This window comes from Streptomyces sp. NPDC001880, assembly GCF_053594575.1.
On the sequence record NZ_JBSFET010000008.1, the window covers coordinates 109,781 to 134,731 of the forward strand.

13 protein-coding genes are annotated in these 24,951 nt (G+C 71.6%); 10 read left to right on the top strand and 3 right to left on the bottom strand.

Annotated elements, in window-relative coordinates; translation table 11 throughout:
- Nucleotides 1-82: 82 nt before the first annotated feature.
- Nucleotides 83-1,030 (bottom strand): methionyl-tRNA formyltransferase, encoded by a 948-nt coding sequence (locus ACWCQ6_RS07545; RefSeq protein ID WP_451086432.1) that lies wholly within the window; start codon nt 1,028-1,030, stop codon nt 83-85.
- Between the two features lie 245 nt (nt 1,031-1,275).
- Between ACWCQ6_RS07545 and ACWCQ6_RS07550 the strand changes: the two genes are divergently transcribed.
- From ACWCQ6_RS07550 to ACWCQ6_RS07585, 8 genes are all read left to right on the top strand, one after another.
- Nucleotides 1,276-2,628 (top strand): lysine N(6)-hydroxylase/L-ornithine N(5)-oxygenase family protein, encoded by a 1,353-nt coding sequence (locus ACWCQ6_RS07550; protein WP_451086434.1) that lies wholly within the window; start codon nt 1,276-1,278, stop codon nt 2,626-2,628.
- A gap of 11 nt (nt 2,629-2,639) precedes the next feature.
- On the top strand, nt 2,640-3,698 hold the full coding sequence (locus ACWCQ6_RS07555; RefSeq protein WP_451086436.1) for a FecCD family ABC transporter permease: 1,059 nt from the start codon (nt 2,640-2,642) through the stop codon (nt 3,696-3,698).
- Nucleotides 3,695-4,756: a FecCD family ABC transporter permease gene (locus ACWCQ6_RS07560; protein WP_451086438.1), complete on the top strand. Its 1,062-nt coding sequence runs from the start codon at nt 3,695-3,697 to the stop codon at nt 4,754-4,756. Before ACWCQ6_RS07555 ends, ACWCQ6_RS07560 begins: the two co-directional genes overlap by 4 nt.
- A gap of 39 nt (nt 4,757-4,795) precedes the next feature.
- Nucleotides 4,796-5,668 (top strand): ABC transporter ATP-binding protein, encoded by an 873-nt coding sequence (locus ACWCQ6_RS07565; RefSeq protein WP_451086440.1) that lies wholly within the window; start codon nt 4,796-4,798, stop codon nt 5,666-5,668.
- Nucleotides 5,669-5,814: 146 nt separating this feature from the next.
- On the top strand, nt 5,815-6,864 hold the full coding sequence (locus ACWCQ6_RS07570) for an iron-siderophore ABC transporter substrate-binding protein (protein ID WP_451086442.1): 1,050 nt from the start codon (nt 5,815-5,817) through the stop codon (nt 6,862-6,864).
- Nucleotides 6,864-8,675 (top strand): ABC transporter ATP-binding protein, encoded by a 1,812-nt coding sequence (locus ACWCQ6_RS07575; RefSeq protein ID WP_451086444.1) that lies wholly within the window; start codon nt 6,864-6,866, stop codon nt 8,673-8,675. The genes ACWCQ6_RS07570 and ACWCQ6_RS07575 overlap by 1 nt, the downstream gene beginning before the upstream one ends.
- A gap of 286 nt (nt 8,676-8,961) precedes the next feature.
- A complete protein-coding gene (locus tag ACWCQ6_RS07580; RefSeq protein ID WP_451086446.1) occupies nt 8,962-19,854 on the top strand; it encodes an amino acid adenylation domain-containing protein in 10,893 nt (3,630 codons plus the stop codon).
- Nucleotides 19,841-21,541, top strand: a complete 1,701-nt coding sequence (locus ACWCQ6_RS07585; RefSeq protein WP_451086448.1) for an ABC transporter transmembrane domain-containing protein — start codon at nt 19,841-19,843, stop codon at nt 21,539-21,541. The genes ACWCQ6_RS07580 and ACWCQ6_RS07585 overlap by 14 nt, the downstream gene beginning before the upstream one ends.
- Nucleotides 21,542-21,776: 235 nt before the next feature.
- Here ACWCQ6_RS07585 and ACWCQ6_RS07590 read toward each other — a convergent pair whose 3' ends face one another.
- Complete coding sequence (locus tag ACWCQ6_RS07590; RefSeq protein ID WP_451086450.1) at nt 21,777-22,904, bottom strand: alpha/beta hydrolase-fold protein; 1,128 nt, start codon at nt 22,902-22,904, stop codon at nt 21,777-21,779.
- 263 nt (nt 22,905-23,167) lie between these two features.
- On the opposite strand from ACWCQ6_RS07590, the gene ACWCQ6_RS07595 reads away from it, so the two are divergent.
- Both ACWCQ6_RS07595 and ACWCQ6_RS07600 read left to right on the top strand, forming a co-directional pair.
- Nucleotides 23,168-23,377, top strand: a complete 210-nt coding sequence (locus tag ACWCQ6_RS07595; protein ID WP_451086453.1) for an MbtH family protein — start codon at nt 23,168-23,170, stop codon at nt 23,375-23,377.
- 17 nt (nt 23,378-23,394) lie between these two features.
- A complete protein-coding gene (locus ACWCQ6_RS07600; protein WP_451086455.1) occupies nt 23,395-23,916 on the top strand; it encodes a GNAT family N-acetyltransferase in 522 nt (173 codons plus the stop codon).
- A 33-nt stretch (nt 23,917-23,949) separates the two neighbouring features.
- Here the strand turns inward: ACWCQ6_RS07600 and argB are convergent, their stop codons facing one another.
- Nucleotides 23,950-24,798, bottom strand: coding sequence for an acetylglutamate kinase (argB, locus tag ACWCQ6_RS07605; RefSeq protein WP_451086457.1), 849 nt, complete (start codon nt 24,796-24,798; stop codon nt 23,950-23,952).
- Nucleotides 24,799-24,951: the final 153 nt, after the last annotated feature.

Here is a 24,951-nt window from a genome sequence, read left to right on the forward strand (position 1 = left end):
CCCCAGAACTCAGGGACCGCTTCCATGGTCCCGGCCATCGGGCCCGTGGGAGGCGCCCCGGAACCATGGAGATGACGGAGCGTCAGGTTCGGTCGGTCAGGTAGCCGCCCATGGAGGTGAAGTACTCCGTCGCGGGCATCTCCCGGCCGTTCTCGGTCCGTACGCGTGTGAGGGCCAGGCCGTGGTTGCGGCCGGTGCGGGCGTCGGCTCCGGCGACGATCACCACGCCTTCGCCCTCGCGGTAGAAGATGCGGCCGGGTGTACCGCCGTAGCGGTTCTGGGACACCACCGCGGCGAGGACCTCAAGGCGCCTGCCCTTGTGGAAGGTGAAGGCGCTGGGGTACGGCTCGGACTGGGCGCGGACCAGACGTTCGAGGTCCTCTGCCGGCCAGTTCCAGTCGATGCGGATGTCCTCGGCGGACCGCTTGTGGAAGAAGCTCGCCAGGGAGCGGTCCTGCTTGGTGAACTCCGTCTGCCCGCCGGCGATCAGGTCGAGTGCGCCGACGGTGACCGGGGCGATGAGGCCGACGGTCTTGTGGAAGAGGTCGGTGGCGGTGTCCGCCGGACCGACCGGAACCGCCTCCTGGCGGACGATGTCGCCGGCGTCGAGCTCGACGTCCATCATGTGCGCGGTGACGCCCACCTCGGACTCGCCGTTGATCAGGGCCCAGATCAGCGGGGAGAAGCCGGCGTACTTCGGCAGCAGCGAATCGTGCACGTTCAGCGTGCCGTGGCGGGGGAGGCCGAAGATCCGCGGCGGGATCCACGTCCGCCAGTTGTTGGCCACGATGATGTCCGGGGCGGCCGCCTTGAGGCGTTCGAACAGCTCCTCGTCGTCCGGACGGTTGCGGATCAGCACCGGGACGCCGTGCTCCTCGGCGAGGTCGGCGACGGAATCGCTCCAGATCTTCTCGTACGCGTGCTCGCTCTTGGGGTGCGTCACGACCAGAACCACCTGGTGCTCGGAGTCCAGGAGGGCTTGCAGGGTGCGATGGCCCCAGGTCTGGTAACCGAACATGACGACCCGCATGGGGTTCCTCCTCAGGGCAGGAATGGATCGGCGGCAAGTAAAGCAAGGCTTACCTTAGTTTGCAACAGGGTGATCTCGGAACACGCTTGACGGTCTGTCAGTGCATTCGCGGTGGGTCGGTCTATCGACAACCCCGCTTGATTAGCTTAGGCTCACCTAAGTTTTCTGGGCGGCTCTGTCGACGTGCCCGCCTTTCGTACCTTCCCCACGCCTGATAGGCGGCTTTCCCGCACGATGGGAGTGACATGTCACAGGTTCTTCCTGGCGACGCACCACTGGTCCACGACCTGATCGGGATCGGCTTCGGCCCTTCCAATGTGGCCATGGCGATTGCGCTGAGCGAGCACAACTCAGGCGTCGGCAGGCAGGAGCCGGTCACCGCTCACTTCTTCGAGCAGCAGCGGAGCTTCGGCTGGCACCGCGGCATGCTGATCGACGACGCGACCATGCAGGTCTCCTTCCTCAAGGACCTGGTGACGCTCCGGAACCCGGCCAGCGAGTTCAGCTTCCTCTGCTATCTGCAGAGCAAGGGCCGGCTGATCGACTTCATCAACCACAAGAACCTCTTCCCGCTGCGGGTGGAGTTCCACGACTACTTCGAGTGGGCCGCGGCCAAGGTCGACGACATGGTCTCCTACGGCCACGAGGTCGTCTCCGTCACGCCCTTCGTCCACGACGGTGTCGTGGAGTACCTGGACGTGACCGTCCGGTCGGAGGAGGGGCTGGAGGTCCACCGGGCCCGCAACCTCGTCATCGGCACCGGGCTGCGCCCCCTCCTGCCGGCGGGCGTCGAGCGCGGTGACCGCGTCTGGCACAACTCCGAGCTGCTGCACAAGGTCGACGGGCTGGAGGGCGGCTCGCCCCGGCGGTTCGTCGTCGTGGGCGCCGGACAGAGCGCCGCGGAGAACGTCGCGTACCTGCATCGCCGCTTCCCCGGGGCCGAGGTCTGCGCGGTCTTCTCCCGCTACGGCTACAGCCCCGCCGACGACAGCAGCTTCGCCAACCGGATCTTCGACCCCGGGGCGGTCGACGACTACTTCAGCGCGCCCGACAGCGTCAAGAACCGGCTGATGGCCTATCACGGCAACACCAACTACTCGGTGGTGGACATCGACCTGATCGACGACCTGTACCGGCAGATGTACCAGGAGAAGGTCCTGGGCACCGAACGGCTGCGCTTCCTCAACGTGTCCCGGGTCAGCGATGTCGAGGAGACACCCGAGAGCGTACGCACCACCGTGAAGTCCCTGGTGACGGGTGAGGAGACGCACCTGGACGCCGATGTCGTGGTGTTCGCCACCGGTTACAGCCCCGCCGACCCGCTCGGTCTGCTCGGCGAGGTCGCCGACCGCTGCCGGCGCGACGACGAGGGCCGCGTGCGCGTCGAGCGCGACTACCGCGTCTCGACCGGCCCCGATCTGCGCTGCGGCATCTACCTCCAGGGCGGCACCGAGCACACGCACGGCATCACGACGTCCCTGCTGTCCAACACCGCGGTACGCGTCGGCGAGATCCTGGACTCGTTGCTCGACCGGGGAGCCAGGTCCGCCTCCGACGAGGCCCGGCCGGTCGCCGACGGCACCGGGACAAAGGGATAACGAACGCCGACATGCGCACGACTGCAGTTGAGCGTGCTGCCCCCGGGGGGACAACAGGGGCCCGTCGGCGGCGGCTTGTGGGTCTGCTCGTCCTCGTGGCGGTCCTGGTGAGCGCCGCGGCGGTGTCCCTGGCCGTCGGCGCCCGCGCGCTGAGTCCTGCCGAGGTCTGGCACGGACTGTTCGCCGCACCCGAATCCGACCGGCGGCTCACCGAGATCAGGCTCATCGTGCAGACCGTGCGGGTGCCCCGGACGGTGCTCGCGATCGTCGCGGGCATCGCTCTGGGGACCGGCGGTGCGCTGATCCAGGGGTACACACGCAACCCGATCGCCGATACGGGCCTGTTGGGAGTGAACGCCGGCGCCTCGTTCGCCGTGGTGTCGGTGATCGCCGTGTTCGGCTTCGCCGACCCTTTCCAGTACGTCTGGTTCGCCTTCGTGGGGGCGGCTGTTGCCGGCGTCGTCGTCTTCGGCCTCGCGAGCATCGGCCGGGGGGCGGGCAATCCGCTGACGCTCGCCCTGGCAGGGCAGGGGATCACGGTGTTCCTCGCCGCGATGACCACGGCGGTCGCGCTGTCCGACCAGAAGTCGCTGAACGCGCTGCGGTTCTGGAACGCGGGCTCCGTGGCCGGTGCCGGGTTCGACGTCATCCGGCCGGTGACCGTGTTCATCGCGGTCGGACTGGTACTGGCGCTGATCACCCTGCCCGCCCTCAATCTGCTCAACCTGGGCGACGACGTGGCACGGGGGCTGGGCGTGAACATCGCGCTGAGCCGGACCATCGGCATCGTGGCCGTCACCCTGCTGGCCGGGGCGGCCACTGCGGCCTGCGGCCCCATCGCGTTCCTCGGGCTGATGGTGGCCCATGTGGCCCGGTACCTCACCGGGCCGGACTACCGCTGGCTGGTGCCGTACGCGGGGCTGCTCGGGGCCGTCGTCCTGCTGGTCTGCGACATCGTGGGGCGTCTGGTGGTGCGGCCGGGTGAGCTGGACGCGGGTGTGGTGGTCGCTCTCCTCGGCGCCCCGTTCTTCGCGATTCTCGTGTGGCGCGGAAAGTTCAGGAACGCATGAACGGGACAGAAGTGAACCCATCGGTGGCGCCGGGCGTGCGGTTCGGGCAGGTGTCGTTCGTATGGCGGCCCTGGCCGGTCCTGGTCACGGTGGTGCTGGCGACGGCGACCTTCCTGGTGTTCTGCCTCTCCATCGGCGTCGGGGACTTCCCCATCGGCCTGTCCCGGGTGATCGCCACGATCCTCGGCCGGGGCGAACAGGTCGACGAGTTCGTGGTCATGGATCTGCGGATGCCGCGTGCGCTGGCCGGTCTCGTCGTGGGGATCGCGCTGGGGGTGTCCGGGGCGATCACGCAGTCCGTCGCGCGCAACCCGCTCGCCAGCCCGGACATCCTGGGCATCACCGGGGGAGCCGGCGCGGTCGCGGTTTTCCTGGTGACGATGTCGGGGGGCACCGCCGCGGCGGTCGTCGGCTCGGTGGGACTGCCCGCGGCGGCGCTCGCGGGCGGTCTCGGCACGGGGCTGCTGGTGTACTTCCTGGCGTGGCGGCGCGGGATCGACGGCTTCCGGCTCATCCTCATCGGCATCTCGGTGAGCGCCGTGATGGAGGCGATCACGACCTGGCTGCTGGTCCAGGCCGACATCAGGGACGTGGCCAGGGCCCAGGCGTGGCTGGTCGGTTCGCTGGCCGACCGGTCGTGGGACGAGATCGAGGTGGCGCTCCGGTGCACGGCCGTCCTCGTCGTCGTGGTGGCCGCTGCCGCGTTCCAGTTCAGGCCGATGCACCTCGGTGACGAGGTCGCCGCCGGTCTGGGCGTCCGGTATGCGCGGGTGCGGGCGGTCCTGCTGCTGTGCGCGGTGCTGCTGGCCGCGGTGGCGGTGAGCGCGGCGGGCCCGGTTCCGTTCGTCGCTCTGGTGGCGCCGCAGGTGGCGATGCGTCTGGTGAGGTTCCCGACGCCGCCGATGGTGGCGTCCGGCCTGGTGGGGGCGCTGCTGCTGATCGGCTCGGACCTGGTCGCGCGCACGGCGCTGCCGGTCACTCTGCCGGTCGGCGTGGTCACCGCCGCGATCGGCGGCCCGTTCCTCGTGTATCTGCTGGTGCGGGCGAACCTGAGGTAGACGGTGAGAAATCAAGGCGAATCCAACCAAGGGGGGCTCGTGGCCGCTCAGTTCATCACCGAGGCCGAGGCCGGGACGGTGCGGGAGACCGGAGTCGAGGGGATCCCGCGGCTGGCGGCCAGGGGCGTCACGGTCGGGTACGGCGGCCGGACGGTCATCGACGATCTCGACGTGACGATCCCCCCGGGGGTGATCACCACGATCATCGGTCCCAACGGCTGTGGAAAGTCGACCCTGTTGCGCACCCTGACCCGGCTGCTCAAGCCGGCCTGTGGCTCGGTCGTACTGGACGGCGAGGACATCGCTCGGCTCAGGACCAGGGACGTGGCGAAGAAGCTCGGCCTGCTGCCGCAGGCGCCGGTCGCGCCGGACGGGCTGACGGTGGCCGACCTGGTCGCCAGGGGGCGCCATCCGCACCAGAGTTGGCTGCGGCAGTGGTCCTCGGACGACGCCGGTGTGGTGGAGCGCGCGCTGGCCATGACCGGGGTCCTGGAGCTGGCGGACCGCCCGGTCGACTCGCTGTCCGGCGGGCAGCGCCAGCGCGTCTGGATCTCGATGACCCTGGCCCAGGGCACCGACCTGCTGCTGCTGGACGAGCCGACCACCTATCTGGACCTGGCGCACGCGATCGACGTACTCGATCTGGTGGACGATCTGCACGAGTCGGGGCGGACCGTGGTCATGGTGCTGCACGACCTGAATATGGCCACGCGGTACAGCGACAACCTCATCGTGATGCGGGCGGGATCCGTCCTGGCGCAGGGGCACCCGCGTGACGTGATCACCGCCGAGTTGCTGGACGAGGCGTTCGGGCTGCGCGCCATGGTGATCGACGACCCGGTGGGGGACCGGCCGCTCATCGTGCCGATCGGACGCACGCACGTACGGCTGGATCCGCAGGGGCTGTTCTGACGGTCATGAGTGCGGCCGAGAGCTCAACTCGTGGCCGACGGAGGGAATTTGTCTGGTTAGGCTAGGCTACCCTCACTTATGCAAGGTAAGGTTTGGCTGCCCTTATGAAGAGGTGCGGCGGACTGTGTGAAAGCAAGGGATTCCGGATGCTTCTCCATCGAACGACGCTTGTGAAGCCCTGGCGGCGGGTGGCGGCGACGCTGTCCGCCACGGCCCTCGGTGTCGGTCTCCTCGCGGGATGCGGTTCCGACTCGGAGGACAGGAAGAGCGACGCCAACCCGGCTGCGGCCGCCGGCGCGTTCCCGGTCACCGTGGAGCACGCATTCGGATCCACGGAGATCACCAAGGCTCCCCAGCGCGTCGTCTCCGTCGGCTACACGGACGACCAGGCCGTCCTGGCGCTCGGCATCAAGCCGGTCGGCATGGTCGACCAGTACCCGAACCCGGCGGGCAAGTCCCCCGACATCAACACCCAGTGGCCCTGGGTGAAGGACAAGTGGGGCGACACCCGCCCCGAGGTCGTCATGAACAACGGTGACTCGGGCCCCAATTACGAGAAGATCGCCTCCCTGCGTCCGGACCTGATCGTCGCGGTCTACTCCGAGATCGACAAGGCCGCCTACGAGAAGCTCTCCAGGATCGCCCCGACGGTGGGCCGCACCAAGGGGGAGAAGGAGCCCTTCAGCGCTCCGTGGCAGGACAACGCCGTACACATCGCCAAGGCGCTCGGCAAGGAGCGCGAGGGCACCGAGCTGGTGCAGGGCATCCAGGACAAGCTCGACGCGGCCAAGAAGGCGCACCCGGAGTTCGCCGACAAGACCGCCGTGGCGCTCTCCTGGTACAAGGACTCCGTCGCACCGTTCACCTCCACCGATGTGCGCGGGCGGCTGACGACGGGCATCGGCTTCACGTACCAGACCGAGATCGACACGATCGCGGACGGCAAGTTCTTCACCACGCTGTCCCCCGAGCGCGTCGACCTGGTCGACGTCGACCGCATCTTCGTCATCAACGACAAGGCGGACACGGAAGCGCTGAAGAAGTTCGAGCTGTTCACCAACCTGTCCGCGGTCAGGGACGGCAAGGTGTCCTACCTGCTGGACAGCGAGGGTCCGGCGGTCGGCGCGGCCATGTCCCAGGGCACCCTGCTGTCGTTGCCCTACGCGATCGACGAACTCGTCAAGTCGGTCGGCTAGTGCCGCGGCAGGCAACGTTCGCCCGTCAAGGAGCGGCGTCCGGTGCGTGCTCTCGGCAGCTGCGCACGGCGACCGGGGGTGAGGCCGCCGGGTGGGTCGCGGCGCACTGCCGCCGGGCCCCGTGGCTGACGGCCTCCACCCTGCTCACCACGGTGGCCGGGGCGGCGCTCCAGGTGCTCCCCGTCCTCCTGCTGAGCCAGGTGGTCGACGGAGTGACCGAGGGCGAATCGCGCTCGGTGCTCGTCAGGGTCGGGGTGCTGATGGTGGCTGCCGCGCTGCTCGGCGCGGCAGCCACCGCCGTGTCGACGTACCTGATCGGGCGGCTGGGGGCGGATCTGCTCGCCCGGCTGCGGGAAGGCGCCGTCCGCGCCGTGCTGGGGATGCCGAGCGCACGCGTCGAGCAGGTCGGCCGGGGCGATGTGCTGTCCCGGGTCGGCGACGACGTGGCCGTGCTGTCCAAGGGCATCCGGTCCGCCGTCCCCACGGTGTTCTCCGCAGGTGTGCTGGTCGTCATCGCCACGGCGGGCATGTTCGGACTGGACTGGCGGCTCGGCCTGGCGGGCGCCGGCGCGCTGCCCGCGTACGGGCTGGCGCTGCGGTGGTACCTGCCGAGGTCCGCACCGCTCTACCGGAAGCAGCGGGCCGCCCAGGCCGACCGCGCCCAGGCGTTGATCAGCGGTCTGAACGGGATCGACACGGTCCGGGCGTACCGCCTGGAGGACGCCGTCCGCGAGAAGGTCACCCGCGAGTCGTGGCGGGTGCGCGATCTCGGCATCGATGTGTTCCGCCTCTTCGGGCGGTTCGTCGGCAGGGAGAACCGCGCCGAGTTCATCGGGCTGGTCCTGATCGTGGTGGTGGGGTACGCCCTGCTGGAGGCCGACGCCGCCAGCCTGGGCGAGGTCTCGGCGGCCCCGCTGATGTTCCACCGGCTGTTCACCCCGCTGGGCGCCATCATGTTCACCTTCGACGAGGCGCAGAAGTCGGGCGCGAGTCTCACCCGTCTGGTCGGGGTGCTGGGGGAGCCCGCGGAGGACCGGCTGGTGGGCGACGTGTCCGTCGCGCAGGCCGGCGCCGGGCCGTACCCGGTGACGGTGGAGGCGCTGACCTTCAGCTATCCCGACACCGAGGAACCGGTCCTGCGGGACGTGAACCTGTCCGTCCCGGCCGGTGGTTCGCTGGCCCTGGTGGGGGCGACGGGTGCCGGCAAGTCGACTCTGGCCGCGCTGATCGCCGGCATCGGGACCCCGAAGTCCGGTTCGGTACGCATCGGTCCGCACGACCTCGCCGGTCTGGACGAAGCCGGGGCGCGGGCCCTGGTGAGCATCCTGACGCAGGAGACCCATGTGTTCTCCGGGCCGCTCGCCGACGATCTGCGGCTCGCCGCACCCGGGGCGGGCGACGCCGAGCTGATGGATGCCTTGCGCACGGTCGGCGCGGGCGAGTGGGTCGAGCTGCTGCCCGACGGGCTGAACACCACGGTCGGCGAGGGCGGCGAGCGCCTGGATGTCACCAAGGTCGCCCAGATCGCCCTGGCCCGGCTGGTTCTGGGCCGTGCGCCGGTGGTGGTGCTCGACGAGTCGACCGCCGAGGCGGGCAGCGAGGGCGCCGCCGAGCTGGAGCGGGCCGTGCTTGCCGCGTGCTCGGGCCGGACCACGCTGTTCGTGGCGCACCGGCTCACCCAGGCGATGGCGGCGGACCGGATCGCCGTGCTCTCCGCGGGGCGCGTGGTGGAGGAGGGAACGCACGGGGAACTGGTGGCCCTGGGCGGTCAGTACGCGCGTCTGTGGCGCGCCTGGCGCGAGGGCAGTTAGGGCGTGTCTCCGAAGGTCCCGCCGGGTCGGGGGCGTCCGGCACCACCCCGAGCTCTCGGCTTCGCTCGAGCAGGGGAGAGCCCATCGCTCGCCGCGTTGTCGGTCGTCGGCGCAGCCCGCTGCGCTCTCCTCCCTCCGCCTTGCGAGCGCACGCACCGGGCGCCCCCGGCCCCGCCCTCCGGGCGGACGACGCCACTTTCGAAACACGCCCCAGGTGATCCCGAGTCGGGTGAACCGGAGTCAGGTTGGGTCAACTTGCATGCCGTGGAAGGATGCTGAGTCTTCGATGACGGAACCGAGCGTTCCTTGCGTACTGCTGTCTCCCGCCAGCCTGGCCGGCGTGCGCCGGCGAACCGGCGACTACGATGACCGGACCATCGCCGAAGCCTGTGCCATCGGGCTGTCGTACTGGGCGACCGGCCTCGGTCCCGACGGCATGGACCTCACCCCCGGCACACTGTTCACCGATGTCCTCGGGTGGGTCGACAACGGCGGTGCCGGGAGCGGTGGCTGGGAGCCGGTCGCGGACGGCTGGAGCATCGCCGTTCCCGACGGCGCCGGCCCGGCCGACGCGCAGCTCGCACTGGACGACCTGGCCGACTTCCCGGACCGCCCCCTCGGCACCATCGGCCCGTCCGGCGTGGCGGCGAGGCTCGAAGCCCTGGCCGAGTGGAACGACAACCGGGCCGACCGGGTCCGCCCGACCATCATGGAGATGTTCCGCGAGCAGGCACACGCCAGGCCGGACGCCATCGCGATCGTCGACGAGCATCACACCCTGACGTACCGTCAAGCAGACGAATACTCAGCCCAGTTGGCCCACCACCTGATCGAACGCGGCCTCGGCCCCGAGCAGGTCGTCGGGATCTCGCTCGGCCGTTCCGCCGGCATGGTCATCGGACTCCTCGCCGTGCTCCGGGCCACGTGCGCGTTCGTGCCGCTCGACCCGCAGTGGCCCGCGGCGCGCCGCGCCGTCGTCGTCGAGGACGCCCGGGTCGTGCTCCAGCTCAACGACTCCGGCGAGCACGGTCCGGATGAACCGGACGCCGTGGCCGTCGACCTCGACGACTGGCGGTTCGGCGGCCACCCCACCGAGGGGCCTCGGACGGCCGTCCCCGGCACGGCCCTCGCGTACGTGATCTTCACGTCCGGTTCGACCGGACGGCCCAAGGGCGCCATGATCCGGCACGAGGCGATCAGCGAGCGCCTGCTGTGGCAGGTCGACGAGATCCTGCGCTTCGGCCACGACGACGCCTCGCTGTTCAAGGCACCGTTGTCCTTCGACATCTCCATCAACGAGATCTTCCTGCCCCTGGTCTCCGGCGGCAGGCTGGTGATCCTGCGGCCCGGCGGCGAACGCGACCCGCACCACCTGCTGAGCGTGATCGCCGAGCAGCGCGTCACCTTCACCTACCTGGTGTCGTCCATGCTGGACGTGCTGCTGGAGATCGCGGGCGACTCCGGCCGCCTGGACAGCCTGCGGCACGTCTGGTGCGGCGGCGAGGTGCTGACCCCGGAGCTGTACGAGCGGTTCCGTGCCCGGCTCGGCATCCCCCTGTACCACGGCTACGGCCCGGCCGAGACGACCATCGGTGTCTCCCACGTCGTCTACCGGGGCGAGGCCGAACGCCTGTCGACATCGATCGGCAGGGCCAACCCCAACACCCAGCTGTACGTGCTGGACGACGAGCTGCGCCCGGTCCCGGTCGGGGTCGGCGGCGAACTGTACGTGGGTGGGCTCCTGCTGGGACGCGGGTACGTCAACGCACCCGGTCTGACCGCCTCCCGGTTCGTGGCGAACCCCTTCGCCGACGACGGGTCCCGGCTGTACCGGACCGGCGACCTGGCGCGGTTCGCCCCGGACGGGTCGCTGGACTTCCTCGGCCGCGCCGACAACCAGATCAAGATCCGCGGCATGCGGCTGGAGATCGAGGACGTCGAGGTCGGCCTCGCCGAACACCCCGGCGTGCGGCACACCTGCGTCGTCGCGAAGAAGAACACGTCGGGCGGCACCTACCTGGTCGGGTACGTGATCCCGGCCGCCGGCCACGAGGAGCTGCGGGCGGACGAGGTCCGGGAATGGGCCGCCCGGCACATGGTGGAGTACATGGTGCCCGCCCACCTCGTCGTGATGAAGGAGTTCCCGCTCACCGCGAACGGCAAGCTCGACCGGGGCGCCCTGCCGGAACCCGAGACCGGCACGGGCTCCGTCGTGGCGCCCGCCACCGAGAACGAGCGGGTGGTGTGCGCGGCCGTCGCGGCGGTGCTGCGGCTGGAGAAGGCCGGGGTCGACCAGGACTTCTTCCAGCTCGGCGGAGACAGCATTCTGGCGATCTCACTGCTGAGCGCGCTGCGGGAGGCCGGACTCCACGTCACCGCACGGCAGATCTTCACCCACAGCGTCCTCGGAGCGCTGGCCGCGGTGGCGAGCCGCGAGGACGTCTTCGCCGTGGACCACGGCGACGTCGCGACCGGCTCCGTCGTGGGATCGCCCATCGTGCAGTGGCTCGGCCGGACCACGGACGCGATCGACGGCTTCGTGCAGTCCGTCGTGCTGAACACACCGGCTGAGCTGACCGCCGGCGCGCTGGACGAGATCCTTGCCGCGCTGCTGGGGCGGCACGACATGCTGCGCGCCAGGCTGGTGCGCGGCGAGCGCTGGAGCTTCGACATTCCCGAGGCCGGACGGGCCGCGGCCGGGTGGCAGCAGAGCGACCGGCCGCCGGCCCAGTGCGTGGAGCTCGCCACAGGCGGGCTCGACCCGGACAACGGTGTGATGCTGCGCGCCGTGTGGCGCCGCGAGGCACGGCAACTGGTCCTGGTCGCCCACCACGTCGTCATCGACGGTGTGTCCTGGCGGATCCTGATGGACGACCTGGCCACGGCCTGGCGCCTGTACGTCGCGGGCGCACCGGTCGAACTTCCCCCCGTGGGAACGTCGTTCAGGCGCTGGACACAACTGCTGGGCCGCGCGGCCTTCGACCGCGACCGCACCCACTTCCTGCGCCCCCTGCCGGCAGCCGACGCACCGCTGGGCCGACGGGCGCCGTCCGGGGCCGACACCGTCGCCCGGGAGCGGACGCGGGCCGTCTCCGTGGGCCCCGAGGACACCGCCGCGCTGCTCGGCACGATCCCCGCACAGTTCCACGCGGGCGTCAACGACGTACTGCTGACCGCGCTCGCCGTCACCCTCGCCCGGTGGCGCCGCGACCGGGGACAGGACCAGACGTTCGCCCACATCGAACTGGAGGGACACGGCCGCGAGGGAAGCCATGTGGCGGACGCGACCGGGTTCGAACCGGAACTCTCGCGGACCGTGGGCTGGTTCACCACCCTGTTTCCGGTGACCGTCGACCCCGGCGCCGCGGCCGACTTCACCGCCCCCGCGTATTTGGCCGCTGCCCTCAAGGCGGTCAAGGAGGACCTCGCCGCAGTGCCGGGCAACGGCGTCTCGTACGGCGCCCTGCGCTACCTGAGCGACACCGGACTGACCGCACCCGCACCCCAGGTGCTGTTCAACTACCTGGGCCGCTTCGGCGCGGGCACGTCCGGCGACTGGCAACTGGCCGGTATCACAGGTCAGTTGGGTGAGAAGCGCGACCCAAGAATGCGACTTCCGCGCGCCCTGGAGTTCAACGCCATCGCCGAACCCGACGCGAGCGGCGCATACGAACTGGTCACCACCATCTCCTGGCCCGAGGGGATGTTCACCGACGAGGACATCACCGCCCTCGGCGAGTACTTCCGGGCCGCCCTGTCCGGCCTGGCCGCGCTCGAAGAAGGCGGCCACACGCCCAGCGACTTCGCCCTGGTGCGGCTCACCCAGGCCGATGTCGACGACCTGGACGGCCCGGCGCTGCGGGACGTCCTGCCGCTGACCCCCTTGCAGGAGGGCCTGTACTTCCACTCGGTCTTCGACGACGACGCGACCGGCAGCTACGTCGAGCAGCAGATCCTGACGCTGGACGGCGAGGTGGACGCCGACCGGCTCGCGGCAGCGGCCACCCGGCTGCTCACCCTGTACCCCAACCTGGCCGCCCGGTTCACCGCTCTCGCCGACGGCCGGGTCGTCTCGGTCGTCGAGAGCGGCGCACAGGCGCCCTTCACCACGCTGGACCGCCCCGGCCTCACGGACGAGGAGATCCGCGACCACGCCGAGCGGGACCGCCGCGCCGGATTCGACCTGGCCGCCGGGCCGTTGATGCGGTACACGCTCATCCGCGCAGGCTCCGGCCGCAACGTCCTGGTGCAGACCGTGCACCACATCGTCGCCGACGGCTGGTCGGTGCCGCCGATGCTCCGCGCGCTGCTCGCCGAATACCACACGCCGGGGAGCGTGTACCCGCTCGGCGGCTACCGCGACTACCTGGCCTGGCTCGCCGGGCGAGACCAGGACGAGAGCGACCGGGTGTGGCACGACGAGCTGGCCGGTCTGCCCGGCCCCTCGCTGGTGGCCGAGGGGCACACCCCCTCCGAGCGGTTCGCCGACACCGCCGTCGAGCCCGCCGTCGACATCGACTCCGCCGCCCGGTCGGCCGGGGTGCCGCTGAGCGTGGCCGTGCACAGCGCGTGGGCGGTGACGCTGGGCGGAATCCTGCATGGCCGGGACGTCGTGTTCGGCTCCACGGCCTCCGGGCGCGACGCGGAGGTGGCCGGCATCGGGGACATGGTCGGCCTGTTCATCAACACGATTCCCCTGCGGGCCCGTTGGTCCGCGGACACCACGGCGGGCGAGCTGCTCGCCTCGGTGAGGGAACACCAGAGCAGGGTGCTGGCGCACCAGCACGTCTCGCTCGCCAGGATCGGCCGCCGGGCCGGCACCGGTCCGCTGTTCGACACCCTCGTGGTGTTCGACGTCGCGACCGATGTGGACGCGCTGCGCGGACCCGGCGACGAACTGGTCATCACCGACATCGTCAACGAGGGCGCCCCGCACTACCCGTTGACGCTGGTCGTGGAACGCGCCGCCGACGGCCGTCCTCGCTTCGGCCTGATCCACGACGAGGAGCTGCTGCGCCGGGAGAGCGCCGAGGCGATCCTGGACACCTTCACCCGGACCCTCACCGGCCTGCTCGAACGGCCGGACACCCCGGTCGACGACCTCCTGGCCCCCGAGGACGGCCGGAGCCCTGCGCCGGTCTTCCCGGCGACCCTGGGCGAGCTGTTCGACGCCGCCGCGGACCGCGACCCGGCAGCCACCGCCGTCACCCAGTGCGCCCTCGACGGCACCATCCGGTCACTGACGTACGGTCAACTGAGCGCTTCGAAGACCGAATTGGCTTCGGTTCTGTGCGCGTCCGGGGCCGGGCCGGGCACGCGGGTCGCCGTCGCCCTGCCGCGCTCCCTGGAGCAGGTCGTCGCCCTGGTCGCGGTCGTCACCGCGGGTGGCGCGTATGTACCGCTGGATCTGGCCTACCCGGACGAGCGGCTGGAGTACATCCTCGCCGACGCCGCCCCGCAGGTCGTGCTCGTCGACCGCGAACACCAGGGCCGATTCACCCGCCTGCTGGCCCGAGCGGGCGTGGAGGCCCGGGTGCTCGTCCAGGGCGAGGAGCCGGCGCCGGCGCAGGCCACCACCACCGGGCCCAAGGCCGGTTGGCGCGACCCCGCGTACGTGATCTACACCTCCGGCTCGACCGGCCGCCCCAAGGGCGTCGCGGTCCCGCACTCCGCCGTGGTGACGCTCCTCGCGAACACCCGGCCCGACATGGACTTCGGCCCGCACGACGTCTGGGTCCAGTTCCACTCCTTCTCCTTCGACTTCGCCGTCTGGGAGCTGTGGGGCGCCTTGGTGCACGGCGGTGAACTGCTGGTTCCGGAGTACGCGCTGACCCGTTCCCCGGTCGACTTCCACCGGCTGGTCCGCGAGCACGGGGTGACCGTGCTCAACCAGACCCCGTCGGCGTTCCACCAGTTCATCGAGGCCGACCGGCTCGCCGCCGAACCGGTCACGGCGCTGCGCAGGATCGTCTTCGGGGGCGAGGCACTGGACCTGGGACGGCTGCGCGGCTGGGTCGAGCGGCACGGCACCCGTGCGCCCGAACTGGTCAACATGTACGGCATCACCGAGACCACCGTCCACGTCACCCACCGGGTCCTGACCGACGAGGACTTCGGCCCCGGTGACGACGTCAGCCCGATCGGCGGGCCGATCCCCGGTCTGGCCGTCCATCTGCTCGACGAACGGCTGCGGCCGGTGCCGCCGGGCCGGGTGGGTGCCATCTACGTCGCCGGGGACCAGGTGGCGCTCGGCTACCTGGGCCGGCCGGGACTCACCGCGGGCCGCTTCGTGGCGAACCCGTTCGCGGCCGACGGCTCCCGCATGTACCACACGGGTGACCTCGCCCGCCGCACCCTCGACGGCGAGCTGGAGTTCACCGGCCGCGCCGACGACCAGGTGCAGCTCAAGGGCTTCCGCATCGAGCTCGGCGAGGTGGAGTCCGCCGTGCGGGAGCTCGACGGCGTCGTCGACGCGGCCGTCACCGTGGCGGACAGCGGCGACCACCTCGTCGCACACGTCGTGGGCCGGGTGCCCGGTGACTTCACCGCCCTGCTGTCCGCCAAGCTCCCCGTGCACATGGTGCCGGGCCGGGTGCTGCCGTCCGACGCCCTGCCGCTGACGGTCAACGGCAAGCTGGACCGCAAGGCCCTGACCGCGCGCGCCGCCCAGGACGACACCCCGGTGGCCACGAGCGACTCCGCACTCACCGCACTGGTCGGTATCTTCGCCGGGACGCTGCCCGGCGTCGCCGTGGACGCCGACACCGACTTCTTCGGCGCCGGGGGAGACAGCATCGTCGCCATCACCGTGATCAACCGGGCCAGGGCGATCGGCCTGCGGATCGCCCCCCGGGACGTGTTCCTGCTGAAGACACCGCGCGCGCTCGCCGAGCATCTGGCCACCCACACCCCGCAGCCCGCCGCCTTCGCACCGGCCCGCCGCGAGGACGGCCCGCTGCCTGCCACCCCGATCATCCTGCGCCGACGCGAACTGGGCGGTTCGCTCACCCGGTTCGCCCAGGCCAGGGCGGTGGTGGTGGCGGAGGGCACCGACCTCGCATGCGTCCGGCGCGCCGCGAAAGCCGTCGTGGCCGCACACCCGGCCCTCCGGCTGCGGCTGCGCGTCGAGCACGGGGTGTGGACCCTGAGCACCGAACCCGCCCGCGAGGTCGCCGTCACACCGACCCACGCCCCCGACGCCACGGCCGCGGCGAACGAGGCCGCCGGACGGCTCGACCCCGAGTCCGGGGACGTCATCGCGTTCTCCTGGCTGGCGGCGAGCCGCACCCTGGTGGTCACCGTCCACCACCTCGCCGTCGACACGGTGTCCTGGCTGATCCTCCTCGACGACCTGGCCACCGCCCTCGCCGGCGCGCCCCTGCCGCCGCCGACCACGTCCTACGCCGAGTACGCCGAGGCGCTGGCGGTACAGTCCGGCCGGGGGGCCGCCGGCCTCGGACACTGGATCACCACGCTGGCGGCGCCCGCCCTGCTGCCCGAGGTCCAGGACCTGCGCGAGACCACGGTCGTGCTCGCCCCCGAGGTGAGCGACCGCGTGACCCGCAGCGCCCCCGCAGCCCTCGGCGTGGGCCTCACGGAACTGCTGTGCGGCGCGCTGCGCACCGCGCTGACACGCATCCAGCCCGCGCCCACCGATCTCGCCGTCGAACTGGAGCGGCACGGCCGGGTCCCGGCCCTGGAGCACCACGACTACTCCCGTACCGTCGGCTGGTTCACCGCCATCGCACCGGTACGGCTCACGGCGCACACCGACCCCGTCGCGGCGGCGCGCGAGGTCGCCGAACGCCTGCCGGACGAGCGCGAACACGTCGCCTACGGCCGGCTCCGGTACCTCGACACGCAGACGGCCCCGCTGCTGGACGCCCGCCCGCAGGTGCTCTTCAACTACCTCGGCCGGGGCAGCGAGTCCCGGGCCCTCCACCTCACCGGCGGCGACCAGGGCAGCCCGTACGCCGTCGAGGTCAACGCCTGGACCGACGACGTATCCGGATGCCTGCACGCGGCCTTCACCCTCGCCGGGGGCATACCCGAGGAGATCACCGGGCACTGGCGCACCGCCCTGGAGCACATCGCGGACGCCTCCGCCACGGCCGAGCGCACCGCACCGGTCACTCCGCTCCAGCGGGGCCTGTTCTTCCAGGCCCAGATGGCGGGCACGGCCGGACACTACGTCGCGCAGAGCTGGTTCACCTTCGACCGGCGCCTGGACCCCGACGCGCTGTCCGAGGCGATGGCGTACGTGATCGCGCGCCATCCGGTCGTGGGCGCCGGTTTCACCACCGACGAGAGCGGAAACCCGGTCCAGGTCCTCAGGGCGGACCGGCGGGTCCACGTCCGCACGATCGCCGTGACGAGCGACGCGGAGGCCGAGGAACTGCGCACCCGGGACCGCGAGTCGGGATTCGACCCGGGCCGGCCGCCGCTGATCCGGCTGACCGTGGTGCGGCTGCCCGACGGCCGGGACGGCCTGCTGCTCAGCTACCACCTGCTGCTCTGGGACGGCTGGTCCCGCGAGATCGTGCTGCGGGACCTGTTCGAGGCGTACGAGGCCGTCGTGGCGGGGGAGCCGCCGGTCGCGGTCCCCGCCGCACCGAGCTTCGAGGACTACGCCCGAGCGCTCGACGCCAGGGACCCCGAGGTGTCGAACCGCTTCTGGGCGGAGCACCTGGCCCTCCTGCCGGGCCCGACGCTGCTCGCCGGGCCGGCCCCGGCACTCCCGGACGACCTGCCGCGCGCGCTCACGCACACCTTCTCCGCCGAACTGTCCGACCTGCTGCGGGACGCGGCCCGGGTGCACGGCGTCACCCTGAACACGGTGCTGACCGGCGCTTTCGGCCTGCTCCTCGGCGCCCGTACCGGCCGCGGTGACGCCGTGTTCGGTGTGACCGTCTCGGGCCGGGAGGGCGAGGGCCACTCCGGCATCGTCGGTGTGCTGCTCAACACGGTGCCCATGTGGACGCGGGCCCGGCCCGGCGACACGGTCGGCGCGTACCTGTCGGCCGTGCAGGCGGCCCGGGTCGAGGCGATGGAGCACGAGCACCTGGGGCTCGGCGAGATCCAGCGGGCCAGTGGGCACGACGTCCTCTTCGACAACCTGTTCGTGCTCCAGAACTTCCTGGACCTGGACGCGTTCGCCGAGATGAACAGCCGGCACGGCATCACCTCGGTGCGGGCCGAGGACTCCACGCACTACCCGTTCACCTGGGTCGTCACACCCGGAGAGCGGCTCACGGTCAAGCTGGAGCACCGCGACGACGACCCCGAGGGCGCCCGCCGTCTCCTCGGCGACTACCTCCGCGTACTGGAGGACCTCGCCCGGTCGACGGGGCGGGTGGGCGCGCTGCCGGGGCTCGCCCCGGCCCCCGGGCCCGCCGAACGCACCGACATCGGCACGGACACCGTCGTCGACCGCTTCGACCTGGCGGCGGACCGTGATCCCGGGCGGGTCGCGCTCGTCGCCCACGGCTCGACCATGACCTTCGCCCAACTACAGGACCGCAGCCGGGCATTGGCGGGTGTACTCGCCCGCCGGGGCATCGGCCCCGAGAGGACCGTGGGTCTGGCGATCCCGCGCTCGATGGACTCGATCGTGGCGCTGTTCGCCGTGCTGCGCGTCGGCGCCGCGTACGTACCACTGGAACTGGACCACCCGGACGAGCGGATCGCGGCCATCGTCGCGGACGCCCGGCCCGAGGTGATCCTCACCGTGAGCACCGTGTCGCCCCGGCTCGGCGGCGAGCTGATCGAGCTGGACCGGCCCCTGCCCGAGGCCGATCCGTACGTGACGTTCGCGCCCGGCGACCCGGACCGCCTCAGGCACCCCGTGTACACCATCCACACCTCCGGCTCCACCGGGAAGCCCAAGGGTGTGGTGACCGAATACGCCGGGCTCACCAACATGCTGATCAACCATCAGCGCCGCATCTTCGAACCGGTCCTCGCCGAGCACGGCAACCGGGTCTTCCGGATCGCGCACACCGTCTCGTTCGCGTTCGACATGTCGTGGGAGGAACTGCTGTGGCTCGCCGACGGCCACGAGGTCCACATCTGCGACGAGGAACTGCGCCGCGACGCACCCCGCTTGGTCGACTACTGCCGTGAGCACGCGATCGATGTCATCAATGCGACCCCGACCTACGCACAACAGCTCGTGGCCGAGGGCCTGCTGGACAATCCGGCACGGCGGCCGGCGCTGGTGCTGCTGGGCGGCGAGGCCGTCACCCCGACGCTCTGGCAGCGGCTCGCCGACACCGAGGGAACGGCCGGCTACAACCTGTACGGCCCCACCGAGTACACCATCAACACCCTCGGCGTCGGCACCTTCGAGTGCCAGGACCCGGTGGTGGGCGTCGCCATCGACAACACCGAGGTGTACGTACTGGACCCGTGGCTGCGCCCGCTGCCCGACGGTGTCCCCGGCGAGCTGTACGTATCGGGCATCGGCATCGCGCGCGGCTACCTTGGGCAGAGCGCCCAGACCGCGCACCGCTTCGTCGCCTGCCCGTTCGCCGGACCCGGCGAGCGGATGTACCGCACCGGCGACCTGGTGATCCGCCGGCCCGACGGGAACCTGACGTACCTGGGCCGCACCGACCAGCAGGTCAAGATCCGTGGGCACCGGGTCGAACTCGGAGAGGTCGAGGCCGTGTTCGCGGCGCACCCGGCGGTGCGGTTCGCCGCCGCGGTCGCCCAGCCCGACCCCCAGGTCGACGGCGCGTACCGGCTGGCCGCCTATCTCGTACTGGACGGCGCCGACCTGGCGCAGGTCGCCGCCGAAGTGGGCGCCGGGCTGCCGGACTTCCTGCGCCCGACGCACTTCGCCCGGGTCGACAGCATCCCGCTCACCGTGAACGGGAAGGCCGACACCAAGGCACTGCCGGAGGCCAGGCCGCTCGGTGCGCTGGCCACGGCCGGTGAACGCGCCCCGGAGACCGGCACCGAGACCGTGGTGTGCGAGTACTTCGCCGAGGCACTGGACCTGGACGACGACGAGGTGAGCGCGGTGAGCGACTTCGTGTCCCTCGGCGGGCACTCCATGCTGGCGGTGCGGCTGACCGGGCTGCTCCGCCGCGAGTACGGTCCCGTGATCACCATCCGTGATCTGTTCACCCTGCGAACCCCGGAAGCGATTGCCCGTCACCTTGATGAAAACTCCTGACACGCAGCGCCCCGGGCCGGGGGCGGACATCCTGCGCACCGCGCTGCGCCGCAACGTCGGCGCCATGGTCCGGGGCACCGTCCTCATGGGCCTGTACCAGGCGGGGGAGACCGCCTTCCCCATCGCGCTCGGCCTGATCGTCGAGCACACGATGCAGAACCGCAGCCCGGCCGCGCTCGGCCTGTCGATCGGCGCGCTGGCCGTGATCATCACGACGGTGTCGCTGTCGTGGCGGTTCGGGATGCGGGTCCTGCAGAAGGCCAACACGACGGAGGCGCACCGCTGGCGAGTGGGGGTGGCCGCCTGCGGGCTCCAGCCGGTGGCCAGGGACGTCGGCCTGAAGTCCGGGGAGGTGCTGACCATCGCCACCGAGGACGCCGACCAGACCGCCGACATCGTCGAGGTGGTGCCGCTGCTGATCAGCTCGCTGGTCGCGGTGGTGGTCGCGGCCCTCGCGCTGAGTCTGGCCGACATCCGGCTCGGCCTGCTGGTCATCGTGGGGACCGTCGCGATCCTGTCGGTCCTGGCCGTGATGTCCAGGCGGATCGGGGCGGGTACCCGCGAACAGCAGGCCCGGGTGGCGCGGGCGGGCGCCAAGGTCGCCGACCTCATCATCGGCCTGCGCCCGTTGCACGGCTTCGGCGGCAACCACGCCGCGTTCGGGTCGTACCGGAAAGTCAGCACGGACGCGAAGCGCCAGGCGGTCACCGTCGCCCGGGTCAACGGCGCGTACGCGGGCACCGCGCTGGCCCTCAACGCGGTCCTCGCCGCCGCCGTGTCCCTGACGGCGGGCCACCTGGCGTTCGAGGGCCGGATCACCATCGGGGAACTGGTCATGTCCGTGGGCCTCGCGCAGTTCATCATCGAGCCGCTCAAGATGTTCTCGGAGATGCCCAAGTACGTGATGACGGCGCGTGCCTCGGCCGAGCGGATGGCACTGGTGCTCTCCGCGCCGCCGGTGACGACCCCGGGCTCGCGGCGCACGGCCCCGGGCCAAGGGCTCGCGGTCGACGGTATTCGGCACGGGACGCTGCGCGGGCTGAAGTTCGACGTGGCCGCAGGTGAGTTCGTGGCTATCGCCGTCTATCAGCCGCGCTCGGCGGCCGACCTCGCGGCGGTCCTCGCGGTGAACGTCGCCCCGGACGCGTACGAGGGAGTGGTGCGGCTCGGCGAGCAGCCGATCGCGGAGCTGTCGGTCGAGGCGGTCCGCGAGCACATGCTGGTGAATCCGTACGACGGGGAGATCTTCGCGGGCACGCTCCGCACGAACATCGACCCGTCGGGAACCAGCCGGACGATTGCCGAGGCCGTCGAGGCATCGATGCTGACGGATGTCGTCGCCCTCCACCGCGACGGACTCGACCACGCGGTCCGCGACCGCGGCGCGAACCTGTCCGGGGGGCAGCGCCAGCGGCTGTCCCTGGCCCGCGCCCTGGCCGCCGAAACCGACGTACTGGTCCTGCACAACCCGACGACAGCGGTCGACGCGGTCACCGAGCAGCTCATCGCGCGCAACGTCGCGAAGTCGCGCCGCGGCCGCACCACCGTCGTGATCACCAGCAGTCCGGCCCTGCTGGACGCCGCCGACCGTGTTCTCGTCCTGGACGAGGGCGTCATCACCGCCGAGGACACCCACCGCAATCTCCTGGCCCGCGACGCCGACTACTGCCTGGCCGTGGCCCGGTGAAACGCCCGGTGGTTTCGGGGGCGTGCCCGGACACGTCCCCGAACCGCTCAGAGGCTCTCGGGTGACCTCGGATCGGAAAGCGGACGCGGTCCGGTGCGTGCGATTCCAAGGCGGAGGAGGGAGTCGGGTGGGGCCTCCCCTGCTCGAGCGGAGCCGAGAGCTCGGGGAAGGAGCGTCGGCGACCGACGACAATGCGGGAAGCGTGCGTGCCAGGGCGTGGCCGCCCGGTCGGAGGTCACCCGACAGCCTCTCGGGCGAGGGCCCAGGCGACATCCCTGAGCAGGGCGTGCCGCCAGCCCGCCCGGTCGTGGTCCGAGGGCGACCGGGAGACCCGCACCGTCGCGCCGGCCTGTTCGGTCAGGGTCTCGGCCAGCTCGCAGTGGGGCAGCATCCGCGTCTCGTGTTCCCCCACGTCGAACGCGCACCGCAGGCCGGACAGATCGGCGCCCCGGCGCAGCCGCGCGGCGACGGCGCCGCCGACCGGGCCGCCCAGGGGGTCCGCCAGGTCCATGACGCCGGGTGCCCACCAGAAGGACGCCGACTGGAGAGCGACCCGCGAGACCAGGTCCGGGAACTCCAGCGCCGCGTACAGCGCGCTCAGCCCGCCCAGGCTCTGCCCGGCCACCACCAGCCGGTCCAGGCCGGCCGGTACGCCGGATTCCGCGACCAGCGGCAGGAGTTCGTCCCGGACCGCCTCCCACAGTTCGGGCCTGCACCCGAACTCGGCCGCCCGGTCCTTGGCCGGAACGAAGACGAGCGTCACCGGGGGCATCGCGCCACTGGCGACGGCCGAGTCGAACGCGGCCATGGCCGGGTGGAGATGGAGCCAGTCGTCCCCGTCGAGCAGCAGGACCACCGGCCCGCCGCCACCTGCCGGGTGGATGCGCACGGTGCGCCGCCCGCCGAGCCGCGCGCTGTTCCAGCGGATCCGGGCCGACGGCAGGGGCAGGATGTCGTCGGGGCCGACGACGGGCCAGTGCGGCTGCGCCGGGGCGTCCGGGGTCGCGGCGATGGACCGGTCCGCGCCGGCACCGGCCGGGTTGTACGGATCCGCGTGGGCCGCGTCGCCCGCGACGATCCGGTAGGTCACCCGCAGCCGCGCGGGCATGCGCACTTCGGCGTACCAGCAGTCCGTATCGTCCCATCGGCGCAGGGGAACCGGCGGCGACCAGCTCTCGAAATCGATGCGGGCCCCGGACCCCCGCCACAGGAACAGGGTCCGCCAGCCGCCGTCGCCGTCGGCCACCGACGCGGGGGTCCGTGCCGCCGCCCAGAACGCGTCGGTGCCGGGGCTGCCGGGCAGGCCGAACTCGGCGAAGGGGCCTGCCTCGTCGGCCGTGGGGCCGGAACCGGGAGAGGTCATGGCCGGCCGGTGCGGCGGTCGTTCGTGGTCCGGCGGCGTGTGCCCGAGGGCGCGTTCGTGCCCTCCTTCGTGCGGACCCGTGCGATCACCAGGCGCATGTACGTCTCCTTGTGAGAGGGAAAGGGAGAAGTTAGGCTGATCCTGCATTAGGTGAGCCTAACCTAATGCTTTTTGCTCCCTCTGTTCCCGATCCGCCCCTCGATCCGACGCACAGTCACGACGTGGCCGGCGCCGGCCCGTTGGGCCCGAGGAGACACCGACACATGAGTACCAACCCTTTCGACGACCCCGAAGGCCGCTTCCTGGTGCTGGTGAACCACGAGGGACAGCACTCGCTCTGGCCGTCCTTCGCCGAGGTTCCCGGGGGATGGACGGCCGTCCTCGCCGAGAACACCCGGGAGGCGTGCCTGGACTACATCGAGGCCAACTGGACCGACCTGCGCCCCCGTTCCCTCGCCGCGTCCACCGACTGAACCGATCAGGCAACGTCTTGATCACGGTCTCGCCCCGGCCCGCCCCGCCGCCGCCCGCGCGCTCCGTACCGGCGTACTCGGTGCGCTCGGCCCGCGAGGAGGACGCCGCCGAACTCGCCGCACTGTCCCGGCCGTTCGTGCGCTCGGGAGCGCTGCGGGAGCGGCCCGTCTCCCTCTACGCCGCCCACGCGTCCGACTTCCTCGTGGCGCGGGCCCCTTCGGGCCCCATCGAGGGCTCCCTCGGCCTGCGCGTGCACCCGGCCGGGCCCGAGGAGGGCCACGGTCCCGTGGGCGTTCTGTACAACTTCTGCGTGGCCGGCCACCGGCAGGGCGGCGGAGTGGGGGCCGGGCTCCTGCGCGCCGCGCTGGCCGTGGCGCACGCCCGGTCGCTCGATGCGCTGTTCACGGCGACGACCGGCGGTGGCGGTCTGTTCCTCCGGTACGGTTTCGCGCCCACGACCGCGTGCCGGGCGCCTTCGTCCTGGGCGCGGTCCCTGGACCCCCGGCGCAACGCGCGGATCCTCTCGAAGACCCTGTGACGGCCGGCCGCCCGTGCGCGCCGGCCGCCTTGGTCACACGGTGCTGCCGCGGTGGTCCGGGCTGCCGCCCGGAACCACGGTGGTGCCGGGGCCGGTCCCGTCGAGGACGCCGCGCAGCATCGCGTGCGGTACGCGGCCGTCGAGCACATGGGCCTTGTGCACTCCGCCGCGGACGGCCCGCAGGCAGCCCTCCATCTTCGGCAGCATCCCGCTCGCCAGCCCCGGCAGCATCCCGTCCAGCGCGTCGGCCGTCAGGTGCTCGATCACCTCGGTGCTGTGCGGCCAGTTCGCGTACAGCCCCGCCACATCGGTGAGCATCACCAGCCGCTCGGCCCCGAGAGCCACGGCCAGGGCGGACGCCGCGAGATCGGCGTTGACGTTGTAGACCTGCCCGTCCTCGCCGCGTGCCACGGGAGAGACCACCGGGATGTGTCCCTGCTCCAGAAGCATGCGCACCATGCCCGGGTTCACGTCCACCACGTCGCCGACGAGGCCGATGTCCACCGGCCGCCCGTCCACCCGGGCCGGCCGCCGCACCGCCGTCATCGTGTGCGCGTCCTCACCGGTCATCCCCACGGCGAAGGGTCCGTGCTCATTGATGTGGCCGACCAACTCCCGCTGGACCCGGCCGCTCAGCACCATGCGCACCACGTCCATGGTCTCCGGCGTGGTCACCCGCAGCCCCGCCTCGAAGCGGGATTCCAGGCCGAGGAGATCCAGCATCGCGCTGATCTGCGGCCCGCCCCCGTGCACGACGACCGGGCGCAGTCCTGTGCGCCACAACTCCACGACATCCCGGGCGAACGCCCGCTTCAGGCTCGCGTCCACCATGGCGTTCCCGCCGAACTTGACGACGACCGTGCCGCCCCGCACCGTGTTCACGAGATTAGCTTAGCCTAACCTAAATCGCCGTGATCCTTTGTGTGTGAAGGGAGTTGCCGTTCGCTTCGCAGCCGATTCGACCGAGGTCCGGCCGACAGGGCCGATCGGCCCTAGCGGTGCCGGGCCTCCGGTGGGTTCACTGCGATGCATCGC

What these genes read in the sequence shown, in the direction of transcription:
- ACWCQ6_RS07545 (WP_451086432.1), bottom strand. Translation starts at nt 1,030, where the DNA reads ATGCGGGTCGTCATGTTCGGTTACCAGACCTGGGGCCATCGCACCCTG.
- ACWCQ6_RS07550 (WP_451086434.1), top strand. Translation starts at nt 1,276, where the DNA reads ATGTCACAGGTTCTTCCTGGCGACGCACCACTGGTCCACGACCTGATC.
- ACWCQ6_RS07555 (WP_451086436.1), top strand. Translation starts at nt 2,640, where the DNA reads ATGCGCACGACTGCAGTTGAGCGTGCTGCCCCCGGGGGGACAACAGGG.
- ACWCQ6_RS07560 (WP_451086438.1), top strand. Translation starts at nt 3,695, where the DNA reads ATGAACGGGACAGAAGTGAACCCATCGGTGGCGCCGGGCGTGCGGTTC.
- ACWCQ6_RS07570 (WP_451086442.1), top strand. Translation starts at nt 5,815, where the DNA reads ATGCTTCTCCATCGAACGACGCTTGTGAAGCCCTGGCGGCGGGTGGCG.
- ACWCQ6_RS07580 (WP_451086446.1), top strand. Translation starts at nt 8,962, where the DNA reads ATGACGGAACCGAGCGTTCCTTGCGTACTGCTGTCTCCCGCCAGCCTG.
- ACWCQ6_RS07585 (WP_451086448.1), top strand. Translation starts at nt 19,841, where the DNA reads ATGAAAACTCCTGACACGCAGCGCCCCGGGCCGGGGGCGGACATCCTG.
- ACWCQ6_RS07590 (WP_451086450.1), bottom strand. Translation starts at nt 22,904, where the DNA reads ATGACCTCTCCCGGTTCCGGCCCCACGGCCGACGAGGCAGGCCCCTTC.
- ACWCQ6_RS07595 (WP_451086453.1), top strand. Translation starts at nt 23,168, where the DNA reads ATGAGTACCAACCCTTTCGACGACCCCGAAGGCCGCTTCCTGGTGCTG.